Source organism: Pseudescherichia sp. (assembly GCF_031987975.1).
In the GTDB taxonomy this organism is placed as follows: Bacteria; Pseudomonadota; Gammaproteobacteria; order Enterobacterales; family Enterobacteriaceae; genus Pseudescherichia.
The window spans coordinates 17918-32665 of the sequence record NZ_DALZYX010000009.1; the positions used below are offsets into that span (position 1 = coordinate 17918).

The following is a 14748-nucleotide window of genomic DNA, read 5'->3' on the forward strand; positions in this document are numbered from 1 at the left end:
ACTATGACACCCATTGCAGTAACGCTTCTTACCGGTTTTCTTGGCGCGGGCAAAACCACCCTGCTGCGCCACATCCTCAACGAGCAGCACGGCTACAAAATTGCGGTCATTGAGAACGAGTTTGGCGAAGTCTCCGTCGATGACCAGCTGATTGGCGATCGCGCTACGCAGATCAAAACCCTGACCAACGGCTGCATCTGCTGCTCCCGCTCCAACGAGCTGGAGAGCGCCCTGCTGGATCTGCTCGACGGCCTCGACCGGGGCGATATCGCCTTTGACCGGCTGGTGATCGAGTGCACCGGCATGGCCGATCCCGGCCCGATTATTCAAACCTTCTTCTCCCACGAGATCCTCTGCCAGCGCTACCTGCTGGACGGCGTTATTGCCCTGGTGGATGCAGTGCATGCCGACGGGCAGATGAACCAGTTCACCCTCGCCCAGTCGCAGGTGGGCTACGCCGACCGCATTCTGCTGACCAAAACCGATGTGGCGGGCAGCGCCGAGGCCCTGCGCGAGAGGCTCCAGCGCATCAACGCCCGCGCGCCGATCTACACCGTGACCCACGGCGACATCGACCTGGCGCTGCTGTTTGACACCAACGGCTTTATGCTGGAGGAGAACGTGGTGCCTGCGAAGCCGCGCTTCCACTTTATGGCGGACAAGCAGAACGATATCTCGTCGATTGTGGTGGAGCTGGACTACCCGGTAGAGATTGGCGCGGTCTCCCGGGTGATGGAGAACCTGCTGCTCAGCTTTGCCGAGAGGCTGCTGCGCTATAAGGGAATGCTGTGGATCGACGGCGAACCGAACCGCCTGCTGTTTCAGGGCGTGCAGCGTCTCTACAGCGCCGACTGGGATCGCCCCTGGGGCGACGAGCCGCCGCACAGCACGCTGGTGTTTATCGGCGTTCAGCTGCCGGAGGATGAGATCCGGGCGGCGTTTGCGGAGCTGAAAACCCGGTGACTCGCGATATCCCGCAGACCTTCTGGCGCTCGCCGCTGCTGCCCTGGGTGGAGCTGCGCTCCACCTGGCAGAGCCGCCAGGCATATAAAACGCACAGCCACGCCCAGCTGTCGATCGGTGCTATCGTCGAGGGGCAAACCCGCTGCGTCTGTAATGGCGAAACGTATCTGCTCTCGCCGGGAGATCTGATCATCATTCCCGCGCATGCCCCGCACAGCTGCAATCCGGTGGACGGGCAGCCTCGCAGTTACCATATGCTCTACATTGAAACGGATTTTCAGCCCGCGCCCCAGATTGTGCGGAGCGAATCTCTGTTTCGTCACTATCTGCAAGCCATTGAAGATCTCTCTCCTCACGTCGTCGAGACGCTGCTAGCCGCGCTTCCCGCAGGGTCAGTGCAGTCTGTTACGCTGCGCCCTACCAGCCAGCAGCTCCAGGAAACGTTCCTTGAAAACCTGGTGGCCCCGCCTTCGCTGGATGCGCTGGCCCACCGGTTTTCGCTACGCAAAGAGACGCTGATCCGCACCTTTAAACAGGATACCGGCCTGACGCCCGTTACCTTTCTGAACAACGCCCGCATTGAGTTTGCCAAAATGCGCCTGCGTGCAGGGGCGGATCTCGCCGACGTCGGCTACCAGAGCGGCTTTGCCGACCAGAGTCACTTCCATAGAACCTTTGTTAGCTACACCGCCGCCACGCCGCGCCAGTACGCCACGGGCCGATCAATATCCGACAATAATTAACGTCTCGTGCGCCGTAGGATGGCCTCAGTTTTCTTTTCTGAGGTCGCTATGGATCTACTACACACCCTGTTTCCCGCCGCGTTTGCCATGCTGGCGCTATCGCACTTTGTCGCTCTGCTTAGCCCCGGCCCAGACTTCTTTTTACTGACGGGCTACGCCATCCGCTACCGCCTGCGCGGCAGCATGGGTCTCTGCATCGGGATCGCCGCAGGCAACGCCGTCTATATTGCGCTGGCGATTATTGGCTGGAGCGAGCTGCGGCGCTCGCCGGTGCTGTTTTCAATTATCGAACTGGCGGGCGCGGCATACCTGCTGTGGATCGGCAGCCATCTTATTCGCAGCAGACCGGGCAACCTGGCGCTACAGGGGGTCGATAGTGGCCGCCCGTCGTTGGTAAAGCAGCTGCTGATGGGCCTGGCTTCGGCGTTGCTTAACCCAAAAAATGCCCTGTTCTACCTGGCGCTAATGACCTCGCTGCTGGGGGCTAACGTCACCCTGCTCCAGCAGTCGATAAGCGGTATCTGGATGGTGAGCGTGGTACTGGTATGGGATCTGCTGGTAGTGATGCTAATCGGTTTGTCGCCGGTGCAAAGACGCCTCTCGACCGCGGTAGTGATTATCGAGCGGATCGCCGGCGCAGTGCTGATGGGGTTTGGATTATGGATTTTGGCAGTATGGTTTTTTGCCCTGGCATAGGCCCGGCAGGTGGTCCGCCGGGCAGTTTAACAGCGGGCTACCCCAGCACGCGTCGTACGCAGGACTTAAAGACCTTCACGCCGAGGGCCAGCGCGTCCCGGTCGAAGTGCATCTCCGGGTGGTGCAGGCCTGGCGTCAGGTTGGCTCCCAGCCCCCAGAAGCCGCCTTTGATCTGCGGGCGCAGGCGCAGGTAGTGGAAGAAATCTTCGCTGCCCGGCGTGCTTTTCGGCTCGGTTAACCCGGCGTCGCCAAGCACCTCGCGAATGGCGCTGGCGATCACGCCGGTGGCGTCCTCGTCAATAATCGCCGCTGGCATCTCTTTCAGAATACGGATATCAACGCTCGCGCCGTAGGCCTGGGCGCTGCTCTCAACTGCCCGCAGCACGCGCGCCTTGAGATCCGTCATCCCTTCGTTCTCTGCCGATCGTAGATCCCAGACCACCGTCGCCTCGGAAGGGATCGAGTTAGTCACCCCCGCGTCGCAGAGGAAGCGGGTCGCTTTCGCGCTCCACGTAAGGGACGGCGACAGGTGAATGCCGTTAACCGCCTGCACCGCATGCGCCCCGGCGTCGAGGGCGTTGACCCCCAGGTGCGGACGGGCACCATGGGCCGCCTTGCCGTGGAAAACCGCTTCCACCGTGGCGGATGCAGAGTAGTACATGGCCGGAACCGCCTGCCCCATCGGACACTCCTCCAGCGGGCGCAGGTGGAAGCCGAGCAGCATATCCACATCGTCGATCGCGCCGCCTTCGGTCATGGCGATCGCGCCAGTGCCCAGCTCTTCCGCAGGCTGGAAGAGGATCTTCAGCTTCCCCTGCTTAATGCCGCCTTCGGCAAGGATCTCCTGGGCGGTGGTTAACACCACCGAAGAGTGGCCATCGTGACCGCAGGTGTGGCGTGCAACATGCTGCCCATCGATGATATGCCCGAGGGCGTCCATATCGGCGCGCAGGGCCAGTACCGGCCCCGGAAGGCCGCTCTCCAGTACGGCAACAATGCCGGTGGTGCCGTTAATATTGCGGGTTACCTGGAACCCTGCGGCCTCCAGCTTATCGGCGATATAGGCCGAGGTTTTGAACTCCTCAAAACCCAGCTCGGGAATATGATGCAGATAGTTAAAGTGCTCTAAGGTTTGCGACACGGCTGACTCCTTGACTGCCAGGCAGATGAATTATTGGTTTTTTCAGGCAATAACGCGCATTACCAGCATGGCAATAACGGCGTTGAGAATGCTGACGCCCATCAGCAGCGGCCAGTATTTCTTCGGCACGTCAGCGACGCCGAGCAGGCGTCCCATGTACTGTAGCTGAGAGCCCATTAAAAAGATGGCCGGAGCCAGAATGGTGATCGCCGTGATATCCAGCGTGCCTTTGGTCAGCAGGCTCACCGCCACGCCGGTTCCCGCCGAGGAGGAGAGCCAGGCCGTCAGCAGCACGGTGATCGCCTCTCCCGGCAGGCCAAACAGCCCCATCAGCGGCGCGCAAACCTTGCCGATAATCTGCATTACCCCCAGCAGGTTGAGCATCTCAGCAATGACGTAGGCCATCAGCACGTTCGGCATCAAATTATTGATGGCGATATTAAACCCTTTGCGTGCGCCAACCACGAATATATCAAACGGGTTGCCGGAGACTTTAGCGTGATTACTCATGGGTGAAATCCTTCTTATACAGCGTATTTAATGCCAGACGAACCACGGCGGCACCGACAAATTTCAGGACAAACATTAATACCAGCGGAATAATTATAGGGATGGTGAGCGAGGCGAACATCGCCGAACCAATAGAGAAATAATTATTGATCAGGCCGGCACCGGAATATTGCCACGCGCCCATAATCACCACGTCCTTTCGGCTAATTTTATTGCTGTCGTACAGCTCTTTGGTGAGTGCTGCCCCCGCATCGGTACTCTGAAGATCGGTGATCAGCGCCAGGCCGGTATAGCCAGGAATGCCGAGCAACGGACGCAGCAGCGGCGTCAGCAGCTTATGGGCCGCGCGGATCGCGCCGTAGTGGGTGAAGATTTCCAGCAGCCCGAGTGCCAGCATTACCGTCGGCACCAGCGACAGAGCGAAGAGGAAGCCCGCTTTAGCGCTGATGCCGCCGCTGCCGATGAAGGTGTTAGTCTCCGGCGACTTCATGGTGCCGAATGCCCCGCCGAGTGTAGTGAAGTCAAACGCCCCCAGCCACGCCATCCCCTCGACTTTAAAAAAGAAGCCGGAAAAGACCAGCAGAACAATAATCAGAGCGATCCAGGCTCCAGGCCCGACATGCCACTCATTTGCTTCTTCCTCTGCTGGACGCTCCAGCGTTTTTGATTCGCTCATCACTCCCCCTCCCATAACAAAAAACAGGTTTAATTTTCTGTGCGTTTACAATTAAACAGAAACCATGCCTCAATAATCGGCAGCGAAAAAATAATTTATTTTAATGGTGACGGTTAAGAGATAAGTAAATTAACTTCTCTCACCTATGCAGGGCACCAATCCGGTGCATCTGTCTTTTTATGGTGCGTATATTTTCTGAATTTCTTTACAGCTAAAAATATCCTGAAATTCGATTATCTATAAACATTGGGGATTATAAATGCCTGGTGATGAATGTTATTGTTGCTCTCAGGTCAACAAACAGGAGCCAGACGCAATGTTTCATGAACGGCAGGTAGGCTATCTCTACGAGGTGAGCATTCAGGGCGGCATCCGTCGGGCGGCAGATATGCTAGGCATCAACCCCTCCGTCGTCAGCCGCCAGATAGCCCAGCTGGAACGTGCGCTCCAGCTCCCCCTGCTTGAGCGGCGCGGGCGTTCGGTGGTGCTGACCGAGGCGGGACGCCTGCTGGCGGCAGACTACTTCGAGAGCCGTCAGCGACGGGAGAAGCTGGAGAGCCACCTGAAGGATCTGCGCCATATGCGCGGCGGCAGCGTCTCGGTAAAGATTGGCGGCGGGTTGATCACAACCTTTATTGACGAGGTGATGTGCAGCTTTGCGCGCTCTTATCCGCACGTGTTTGTGGATATCACCGTCGGCAGCATGCAGGAGATGCTCAACGAGATTGCCAGCGGCGACGCCGATATGGCGCTGGCGTTCGGCCCTATCGGCACGCCGGAGCTGAAGCGCCATAGCTTTCAGTGGGGACCAATCTGCGCAGTCGTCTCTCCCGCTCATCCTATTGCTACACGTACCTCTATAACGATTCAGGAGCTGACCGAATACCGGCTGATCGCCTTGACAGAGAACTTCGGTCTTCAGCGCCATATGAACGCGATGTTCAAAAGCGAGGGGCTGCAGTTCCACCCGGCCTACCGCTGCAACCTCTTCTCCACCGCCATGAGCCTAAGCCAGGCGGGGCTGGGGATCTCATTTATGACCGAATACGCCGCCGCCGGGCTGATAAGCCAGGGCTTGCTGAAAGCGGTGCCTCTCGATCACCCCATCGCCAGCAGCGCCCAGTGTCACCTGCTGCGTAATTCGGATCGTCGATTTACCCCGGCGGCGCACCATATGTGGCGACTGCTGCGGGATGCCTTTAGCGACAAGTGAAGTCGATGCACCGTTTTAGCTCCGCTTACTCCACCTCTCCCCGCCGCAGGCCGATATCTTTTAGCTGCTCGTTACTCATTTTTTGTAGGGTACGCTGCGCTTGCCTGCGGAGATGCCATTTTTTGATAGCTCGCCAGAGCAGGACAAAGCCGATAAAGGGCCGTTTTGCTCTGTTTTCATGAAATTCCATTCTCTACCTCCTCGCGTTGACTGAAGCACTATTTTTAGCGAGAGAGGCATAAACAATACAGATTCAAAAAACGATTTTGTTTTCCATACAGATGCGCTAAAACGGTATCTGAACAGCGCCATCTGTGCGGATCTGTACTGCTTTTATAATCTGTATGGCTAGAAATAAGGATACAGCATGCCACGTTACCAACTTCTGGCGGATCTCTTAGCCGAGCGTATTGAGCAAGGCCTGTATCGTCATGGAGAAAAACTCCCGTCGGTACGTAGCCTGAGTCAGGAGCACGGGGTGAGTATCAGCACCGTTCAACAGGCCTACCAGACCCTCGAAACGCGGCAGCTTATTACCCCGCAGCCGCGATCCGGCTACTTTGTTGCGCCGCGCAAGGTTCAGCCACCGGTACCGCCTATGTCGCGGCCGGTACAGCGCCCGGTGGAGATCACCCAGTGGGATCAGGTGATCGACATGTTGAAAGGTCACAGGGATAAAGAGATCATTCCCTTCAGCAGCGGCGCGCCCGATATCCAGCAGCCCAGCCTGCAACCGCTCTGGCGCGAGCTTAAACGCCTGGTGCAGCATAATCTCGACGAGGTTCTTGGCTATGACTCTCTGACCGGGCGTCAGGAGCTGCGGGAGCAGATCGCCCGTTTGATGTTAGACGGCGGCTCGGTGGTGAGCGCGGAGGATATTATCGTCACCAGCGGCAGCCAGAGTGGGCTGTCGCTTGCACTCTTAACCGTATGCCAACCTGGCGATATCGTCGCCATTGAGTCTCCCACCTATTACGGCACCATGCAGCTTCTGCGCAGCCTGGGTTTAAAGGTCATCGAGATCCCCACCGATTCGGAAACGGGTATAAGCGTGGAGGCGCTGGAGCTGGCCCTTGCCCAGTGGCCGATTAAGGGGATTATTACCGTACCGAACTGCAATAACCCTCTCGGGTTTATTATGCCGGACGCGCGCAAACGCGCACTTCTTGCCCTTGCCCAGAGCCATGACATCGTGATTTTTGAAGACGATGTCTATGGCGAACTGGCAACGGACTACCCGCGCCCACGCACGATCCACTCCTGGGATATCGATGGTCGGGTCATGCTGTGCAGCTCGTTTACCAAAACCGTTGCGCCGGGCCTGCGCGTTGGCTGGATTGTGCCCGGCCGCTACCACGATCGCTTTTTGCAGATGAAGTACGCCGTGCTGGGTAGCAATGTACCAGTGACTCAGCTGGCAGCGGCTAGCTTTATCAAAGAGGGGCATTACCACCGACATATCAGGCGGATGCGCCATCTTTACCAAAGCAATATGGCGATCTATTCCTGCTGGGTACGGGAGTATTTTCCGGAAGGGATCTGCATCACCCGACCGAAAGGCGGATTCATGCTGTGGGTCGAGCTGCCCGAACAGGTCGACATGGTCTGCGTGGCGCAACAGCTGTGCCGGCTGAAAATCCAGGTTGCACCGGGATCGCTGTTTTCGGCGTCAGGAAAGTATCGCAACTGCGTGCGAATTAACTGTGCGTTGCCGCCAAACGAGAAGCATCAGGCGGTGATGGAAAAGCTGGGCAATGCGGTAAAAGTGGCGATGGAATAGCCCCCTCCCTGGCAGGAGGGGGACAACCATTTATTTACTCACAACCACCAGCTTCTGGTTCACAAACTCTTTGATCCCCAGATCCGACAGCTCACGACCAAAGCCGGAGCGCTTGACGCCGCCAAACGGCAGCTCCGGCGCGGTATCGGTCAGGGAGTTGATGTAGACCATACCGGTCTCAATCCGCGATGCCAGCGCTTTTGCCCGCTCGATATTCTGGCTAAAGATAGAGCCACCCAGACCGTAGTTTGAGTCGTTCGCCAGCTTTACCACGTCGTCATCATCTTTGACCACGTAGATCTGCGCTACCGGGCCGAAGAACTCTTCGAAATAGGCTGGATTGTCGCGGGTAATGTGGGTCAGAATGGTCGGCTCGAAGAAGTTACCCTCGCGCTCGACGGGCTTACCGCCAAGGTGCAGCTTCGCACCGTTTTTCACCGCCTCGTCAACCTGTTTGGTCAGGGTCTCCAGCGCGTCTTTTGACGACAGCGGCCCCAGAGTGGTGGACTCATCCATCGGGTCGCCAATCTTCACCTGACGGAAGGCTTCGGTATATTTCTCCAGGAACTTATCGGCAACCGCCTCCTGCACGATAAAGCGCTTCGCGGCAGTACAGACCTGCCCGGCGTTTTGCAGACGTGCAGTGACGCCCACCTCAACGGCTTTCTCCAGGTCGCTGTCGTCCAGCACCACAAAGACGTCGTTACCGCCCAGCTCAAGAGTCGCTTTCTTCAGTTTTTTAGCCGCCTGCGCCGCAACCGCGCTGCCCGCCGTTTCAGACCCGGTCAGGGCCACACCCTGCACGCGATCGTCGGCAATAATAGTGGAGACCTGATCTGAAGAGATAAACAGGTTTGTGTACGCCCCCTCTGGCGCGCCCGCTTCCCGTACCAGCTGCTCGAAGATTTCCGCACAGTGCGGCACGATGCTGGCGTGCTTAACGATAATCGGGTTACCGGCGGCCAGGTTCGGGGCCAGGACGCGCATCAGCTGATAATAGGGGAAGTTCCACGGCTCTACCGCCATCAGCACACCGATGGGGTGATGCTCAACCCAGGCGTCGCCCAGATCGGAAACGTATTTTACCGGTGCAAGGAAAGTATCAGCATTATCAGCGTAATAGCGCGCAATGTCGGCGCACAGTTTTACTTCGCCACGGCTCTGCTCAATCAGTTTGCCCATCTCCTGGGTGGCGATTTTCGCCAGCTCCTCGCTGCGCTCCTCCAGCAGATTGGCAAGCTTAAGCAGAACGGGCAGACGCTGTTGAATATCGCCCTTCGACCATGAGGAGTGGTATAGCGTATCCGCTTTTTGCAGCGCCGCCTCGACATCCGCGTCACTATGGGACGGATACTCTTTAACAAGCTGATTTGTAAATGGATTCACTGTCTGATAGGCCATCTCAAATACCTCCTGGTTAGCAGTAAAAGATGCTGATAAGGTTAATAAGGGTAGTTGAAACAGGTGATGATGCATGGATTATCCGGCATAAACGGACGGTTCTGAATCATCGGAATAGTGAAGAGTAGCCCAGCATTTGCGCGATGCGGCGTTCACCTTCTACGCTTAAACGCATGGATAAAACCACTGACTACACATCATCGACTATGCATCGGGAGAGACCATGAGTGAAGAGACCATTCGCGGTATGGACCATATCGGCATTACCGTTCCGGACATCAAACAGGCCACCACTTTTCTATGCGCGGCTCTGGGCGCGGAGCTGCTTTATGAGTCCGTCTCGCCCGGCCAGGAGATTGACCAGGACGCCCAGCAGCATACGCTGCGCCTTGCCCCGGGTACTCAGGTAAAAGCGGTCAGGATGCTGAAGCTGCACAACGGTCCGGGCATCGAGCTTTTTGAGATGCAGGGGCCGGATCAGGATCGCCCCCCACGGGCCAGCGACTATGGCTTACAGCATTTTGCGGTCTACACCGATAACATTGAGCAGGCGACGCAACGCTTCGAAGAGGCCGGGGGGAAGATGTTTACCGAGCCTAAGCCGCTCACCTTCCCCACCGAGTACGGCGACGGCAATCAGTTCTGCTACGGCAGCACGCCCTGGGGTGGCATCATTGAATTTATCTCTCGTCCTTCGCCGATGCCTTATGAAAAAGAGACCGCTTCGCGGCGCTGGAAACCCTGATTCGGATTTCTATTTAATCGTCAGGGATCTATGATGAACAGATGGATAAATTAGCCGAACTTAAACGCGCCAAGCGCCTGGCCCTGTCGCTGCTGCTGATCGCTGCGGCAACCTTTGTTACCACGCTTTTTCTGCCGCCCACCCGTCTGGTAGGCGCAGTGAAGGCGGTAGCCGAAGCGGCAATGGTGGGCGCACTGGCCGACTGGTTTGCGGTGGTGGCGCTGTTTCGCCGCGTGCCGCTACCCTTCATTTCCCGCCATACGGCGATCATTCCCCGCAATCAGGAGCGGATCGGCGACAATCTCGGCATCTTTGTGCAGGAGAAGTTTCTTGATACCCAGTCGCTGATTGCGCTGATCCGCCGCCATGAGCCGGCGCTAATGATCGGTACCTGGTTCAGCCAACCCGATAACGCCCGTCGCGTGGGTCAGCATCTGTTGCAGGTGATGAGTGGCTTTCTCGATCTGACCGATGATGCCCGCATTCAGAACCTGCTCAAGCGCGCCGTGCACAAGGCGATCGATAAGGTCGATCTCTCCGGCACCACCGCGATGGTGCTGGAGAGCCTGACCAAAAACAACCGTCACCAGGTACTGCTGGACTCGCTGATCGCCCAGTTGCTGACGCTTATCCAGCGCCAGAGCACCCGCGACTTTATCGCCCACCACATTGTGCGCTGGTTGAAGACCGAGCATCCCCGTAAGGCGATGCTGCTGCCCACTGAATGGCTGGGGGAGCAGAGCGCGGAGATGGTCTCCAGCGCAGTGAACTCCCTGCTGGATGACATCAGCCACGATCAGGGCCACCAGATCCGTCAGGCCTTTGACAAAGCGACCCTGAAACTTATCGACCGGCTGAAGAACGATCCGGAGATGGCCGCCCGCGCTGAGAGCACCAAAACCTACCTGAAAGAGGACGAAGCCTTTAACCGCTATTTGGGCGAGCTGTGGGGGGATCTGCGCAACTGGCTGAAGGCCGACATGGAGGGTGAGAACTCAAAAGTGCAGCTGCGCATTGCCGAAGCGGGACAGTGGTTTGGCGAGACGCTGGTGGCGGATAGTGCCCTGCGCGCTTCGTTTAATCAGCACCTTGAGCAGGCCGCCCGCAGCGTCGCCCCGGAGTTTGCCCAGTTCCTGACCCGCCATATCAGCGATACGGTCAAGAGCTGGGATGCAAAAGAGATGTCGCAGCAGATCGAGCTGAACATCGGCAAAGATTTGCAGTTTATCCGCGTCAACGGCACGCTGGTTGGCGGGACCATTGGATTGATTCTATGGCTCCTGTCGCAGCTGCCGGGGCTGTTTGCCGGCTGATCAGGCCGGCGGCGGTATCACGTAGCGTGTTGCCGCAAAGCGGTTGAGCAGCAGATGTACCAGGAACACCAGCGTCAGGGTGATGAACAGCGACACGGTAACCGAGACGATACGGTAGAGATCGCTGAATACCAGATCCTGATTAGGGTGCATATTCTGGCCGAACATGATCCCAAGGGTGGTGATGCTGGCGAAGCCCACGCCCGCCCCTACCTTCTCCATGGTATGCAGCCGCGCACCAATCCCTAGCCCGAGACAGATCAGCGGCATCATCAGCAGCATATGGCTGCTGTGATCGTAGAGCACCAGCTGGATCAGAAGAATATAGAAGCAGCCCAGCACCACGCCCGCGATTCGCCATATTGAGCTGAGCACCGCGCCACGGTAGCTCATCGGGAAGAGGCTGAGCACGCCCGCCATCAGCGCTGACAGCGAGTCGCTGAGGTTACACACCTGAAAAACGATAAAGATCACCGTTGCCACGGTGCCGGAGAGCAGCGACTCATGGCGAACGCGGGCCGCGTCTTTCTCGATAACCGGCGGGCGCATACGCGGCTCGACGTCCGGGATCAGGTAGTGCAGCAGGGCGCTCAGGCAGACCGCCATCACGCAGGCCTCAATATTCGAGAAGAACAGCACGTGCCAGTCGTTGGTGGGATAGCTCATAAAGTTGAGCATCGTGCTCTGGCATACCACGCCCATCGAGCCAAAGAGAAACAGCGGCCCCTGGCTCATAAAGCGAAAGCGCACCACATACAGAGCAAAAACCACCAGCGTCATGATCACCGGCCATTGCGACAGAAAGCCGATGATCAGCACCATTTCAATGCAGTTGATGACCGAACTGAAGATAAACTGCCTCGCCACGTGGCCGTTAAAGACCGGCACCAGCGACATGAGCATCAGCGGGTAGACCACAAAAAAGACGCCGTACTGGACGTTATAGAAGCTCGAAATACTCAAGGCCAGCGTCCCCGCCAGGGCAATGCGCAGCGTCTGGCGGAAATCGTTAGCCGAGTAGACGACCTTGTCGTGAGGCGAGAAAACGCGAGCCAGCGTACTAATAGACATAATGCAGCAGGCTAACCAGATGGATTTGCAGGCCCGAGAAGAAATGAGCAAACGGGCCTTCGCTGTTATAGAGCTGAACGGTGGCGCGCGCCCCGGTTGGCAGCGGCTGCGCCAGCGGTTCGTCCAGCACCACGTGAATGCGCATTCGCTGGGCATCGCGCACCCAGCGGTTAGAGGTCTCCGGCTGGGATAGCTCGCCGTTTACCGCCTCCTGGCCCGCCAGGATCCCGGCATCGCGGGAGGTAACCCGGGCGTGGAACACCTGGCCCGGCAGCGCGTCAAAGACCACCGCCGCATCCGTTCCCGGTTTCGTGTGGCGCAGGCTCTTCTCACGGAAGTCGGCCACGATATCGGTGTTGTTACTCACCAGCGCCAGCGCTGCCGATCCAGCAGAGGCGTACCAGCCGGGGCTAAGCTGCAGGTTACTGATGGTGCCGTCGGCTTCGGCACGGATTTGCGTCCAGCCGAGATTAAGCTGCGCCTCTTCCAGCGCGTTCTGATACTTCTGCAGGGTGACGTTTCGGCTATCGTCCCGGTCCCCGCGCTGAATGTTCAGTGCACGGATGTTTGCCTGTAGGTTGCTGACCGACTGCTCGCTGGACTGCCACGCGGTGCGGACCTTATCGAGATCCTGCTGGGAGACGTTTTGGGTGGTGCTCAGGCGCTGATAGCGATCGAAGGTGGCTTTGTCGTTGTGGGCGGTAAGCTGGGCGCTGGTCAGGCTCGCCTGCGAGGCGGCGATCTGCGCATCCAGCTGCTGGTTGGTCAGATGCGCCTGCCGCAGCGCGATCTGCGCCGCCTCGACGCGGTTGATAAACGGCGTACGATCCAGCTCAAACAGCAGATCGCCCTTCTTCACCTGGCTATTATTGTGCACATAGACCTGGGCAACATAGCCCGAAACGCGGGCGGAAACGGGTGAGACCACGCGCATCACGGTGGAGTCCGGCGTTAGCGGGATCCAGATATCCGCAACGATAAAATAGATAAACATCAGCAGGAAAGAGGCAATACTGACCCTTACCCAGCGGGCGAATTTTTGTTCAGGCGTCATCATGATTATTATGTCTTACGGTGTTAGTGCAGGCGATGCAGCGTCGCAGGCAGGCGTGCCAGCGGCGTCTGTTAACAAAAGCGGGGTAAGCTAATGCTTCTCAGGGGAACTATCAAGAAATGAACAGGTAAAGAGCATGGAATGCGAAAGGCTGCGGCTACTGTCAGCCCGGCAAGCCTGAGCCGCCGGGCATATTGAGCTATCTTCGCACACCTCTACTCGTCGAAGTACCAGTAGCCCTGGTTAATCAGCGCGGTCAGCTCTGCTACGCATGTCGGGTTATCCAGGGCTGCACCCAGCTCGTCCTTACCGAGAGTGGTGTAGCGACAGAGCGCATCTGCCGCTGTGGGGTCGGACATCTCCAGCGGTTCGCTGTTGATAAACACGCTGTCGTCGACGTTCAGCACCCGCAGGCCGCTCAGGCGGGTCAGACGCTCGCCCCCCATCAGGGCATCACGCACTTCATCCTGCTCATAGGGCGGTTCGGCGGGCGCAATATCCAGCTCGTGGCGCGGTGTCGTCACAAAGCTGCCGAACCACTGCTTAAAAGTCTCTGGCTGCTGGATCATCTCGATCATCATCGTACGCAGACGATCAAGTTCGTACCCTTCCACCCGGCCCGGATGATCGCGGCAGGTCAAATCGGGATCGCTGTAGTGCTCGCTGCCGAGATCGTTTTCCAGGGCGTAATCAGCAAAACTGCTGAGCAGATCCCTGCCGTTGGGTCCCCGGAAGCCGACGGAGTAGTTCAGCGCCGTAACATGGGTAATGCCATCGTGCGGGAAGCCCGGCGGAATGTAGAGAATATCGCCCGGCTCAAGATCTTCATCGATAATCGGCGTAAAGGGATCGACGTGCAGCAGCGCCGGATGCGGACAGAACTGGCGCATTGGCAGCTTGTCACCCACCCGCCAGCGACGGCTGCCCATCCCCTGGATAATAAAGACATCGTACTGATCGATATGCGGACCCACGCCGCCACCGGGAACGGAGAAGGAGATCATCAGATCGTCCAGACGCCAGTCCGGCAGCACGCGAAACGGGCGCACAAGCTCGGCGGCGGGCATGTGCCAGTGGTTAACGGCCTGGGCCAGCAGCGACCAGCCCGTTTCACCCAGGTTATCAAAGTGCTCAAACGGCCCGTTGCTGGCCTGCCATTGCCCGTTGTGATAGCTGACCAGGCGGCTGTCCACCTCCGGCTCCATCGCCAGCCCTGCCAGCTCGTCGGGAGTAATGGGATCAACGAAGTTGTGCAGCGCATTTTTTAAAACAACCGGTTGTTTTTGCCAGTATTTCTCGAGAAATTTCGGCCAGTTCAGATCGAGTTGGTAAGCCATAGGTTCACACCAGTGAGAGGACAAACGGCCCTGATTATAAGGAGGTCGTTACCCTTGCCGCCTTGTCATGGGTCAAGAGTCTGGCGAACCCACTCTCTCTAAATA

Annotated in this window: 15 protein-coding genes; 7 read left to right on the plus strand and 8 right to left on the minus strand. The window is 57.9% G+C overall.

Translation table 11 applies throughout. From position 1 onward, the window contains the following. Positions 1-3 precede the first annotated feature (3 nt). From yjiA to RTN40_RS16450, 3 genes are read left to right on the plus strand one after another with little or no spacing between them, the layout of a single operon-like run. Complete coding sequence (gene yjiA, locus RTN40_RS16440; RefSeq protein WP_312229407.1) at positions 4-963, plus strand: GTPase; 960 nt, start codon at positions 4-6, stop codon at positions 961-963. Further along, positions 960-1706 (plus strand): AraC family transcriptional regulator, encoded by a 747-nt coding sequence (locus RTN40_RS16445; RefSeq protein ID WP_312229408.1) that lies wholly within the window; start codon positions 960-962, stop codon positions 1704-1706. The genes yjiA and RTN40_RS16445 overlap by 4 nt, the downstream gene beginning before the upstream one ends. Positions 1707-1754: 48 nt before the next feature. After that, on the plus strand, positions 1755-2402 hold the full coding sequence (locus RTN40_RS16450) for a LysE family translocator (protein ID WP_312229409.1): 648 nt from the start codon (positions 1755-1757) through the stop codon (positions 2400-2402). Positions 2403-2439: 37 nt separating this feature from the next. Here the strand turns inward: RTN40_RS16450 and RTN40_RS16455 are convergent, their stop codons facing one another. The 3 genes from RTN40_RS16455 to RTN40_RS16465 are packed head-to-tail and all read right to left on the minus strand — an operon-like array spanning position 2440 to position 4729. Continuing rightward, on the minus strand, positions 2440-3543 hold the full coding sequence (locus RTN40_RS16455) for a M20 peptidase aminoacylase family protein (protein ID WP_312229410.1): 1104 nt from the start codon (positions 3541-3543) through the stop codon (positions 2440-2442). Positions 3544-3585: 42 nt separating this feature from the next. After that, entirely contained in the window at positions 3586-4053 is a 468-nt protein-coding gene (locus RTN40_RS16460) for a YjiG family protein (protein ID WP_312229411.1), read from the minus strand. Beyond that, entirely contained in the window at positions 4046-4729 is a 684-nt protein-coding gene (locus RTN40_RS16465) for a nucleoside recognition domain-containing protein (protein ID WP_312229412.1), read from the minus strand. Before RTN40_RS16465 ends, RTN40_RS16460 begins: the two co-directional genes overlap by 8 nt. Positions 4730-5045: 316 nt before the next feature. Here RTN40_RS16465 and RTN40_RS16470 point away from each other — a divergent pair, with 316 nt between their 5' ends. After that, complete coding sequence (locus RTN40_RS16470; RefSeq protein ID WP_312229413.1) at positions 5046-5942, plus strand: LysR family transcriptional regulator; 897 nt, start codon at positions 5046-5048, stop codon at positions 5940-5942. Between the two features lie 25 nt (positions 5943-5967). Here RTN40_RS16470 and RTN40_RS16475 read toward each other — a convergent pair whose 3' ends face one another. Beyond that, positions 5968-6132, minus strand: a complete 165-nt coding sequence (locus tag RTN40_RS16475) for a DUF1127 domain-containing protein (protein WP_312229414.1) — start codon at positions 6130-6132, stop codon at positions 5968-5970. Between the two features lie 177 nt (positions 6133-6309). On the opposite strand from RTN40_RS16475, the gene RTN40_RS16480 reads away from it, so the two are divergent. Continuing rightward, complete coding sequence (locus RTN40_RS16480) at positions 6310-7722, plus strand: PLP-dependent aminotransferase family protein (RefSeq protein ID WP_312229415.1); 1413 nt, start codon at positions 6310-6312, stop codon at positions 7720-7722. Positions 7723-7752: 30 nt separating this feature from the next. On the opposite strand, the gene RTN40_RS16485 is transcribed toward RTN40_RS16480, so the two are convergent. Continuing rightward, positions 7753-9123: an NAD-dependent succinate-semialdehyde dehydrogenase gene (locus tag RTN40_RS16485; protein WP_312229416.1), complete on the minus strand. Its 1371-nt coding sequence runs from the start codon at positions 9121-9123 to the stop codon at positions 7753-7755. Between the two features lie 223 nt (positions 9124-9346). Between RTN40_RS16485 and RTN40_RS16490 the strand changes: the two genes are divergently transcribed. Together RTN40_RS16490 and RTN40_RS16495 are read left to right on the plus strand one after the other, a co-directional pair. Then, positions 9347-9868 (plus strand): VOC family protein, encoded by a 522-nt coding sequence (locus RTN40_RS16490; protein ID WP_312229417.1) that lies wholly within the window; start codon positions 9347-9349, stop codon positions 9866-9868. Between the two features lie 41 nt (positions 9869-9909). Continuing rightward, a complete protein-coding gene (locus tag RTN40_RS16495) occupies positions 9910-11181 on the plus strand; it encodes a DUF445 domain-containing protein (RefSeq protein WP_312229418.1) in 1272 nt (423 codons plus the stop codon). Here RTN40_RS16495 and RTN40_RS16500 read toward each other — a convergent pair whose 3' ends face one another. From RTN40_RS16500 to RTN40_RS16510, 3 genes are all read right to left on the minus strand, one after another. Then, positions 11182-12252 (minus strand): DUF2955 domain-containing protein, encoded by a 1071-nt coding sequence (locus RTN40_RS16500; protein WP_312229419.1) that lies wholly within the window; start codon positions 12250-12252, stop codon positions 11182-11184. Continuing rightward, the gene (locus RTN40_RS16505) at positions 12242-13309 is read right to left on the minus strand and encodes an HlyD family secretion protein (protein WP_312229420.1); all 1068 of its coding nucleotides are present in this window, start codon (positions 13307-13309) and stop codon (positions 12242-12244) included. Before RTN40_RS16505 ends, RTN40_RS16500 begins: the two co-directional genes overlap by 11 nt. 212 nt (positions 13310-13521) lie before the next feature. Beyond that, a complete protein-coding gene (locus RTN40_RS16510; RefSeq protein ID WP_312229421.1) occupies positions 13522-14643 on the minus strand; it encodes a cupin domain-containing protein in 1122 nt (373 codons plus the stop codon). Positions 14644-14748 lie beyond the last annotated feature (105 nt).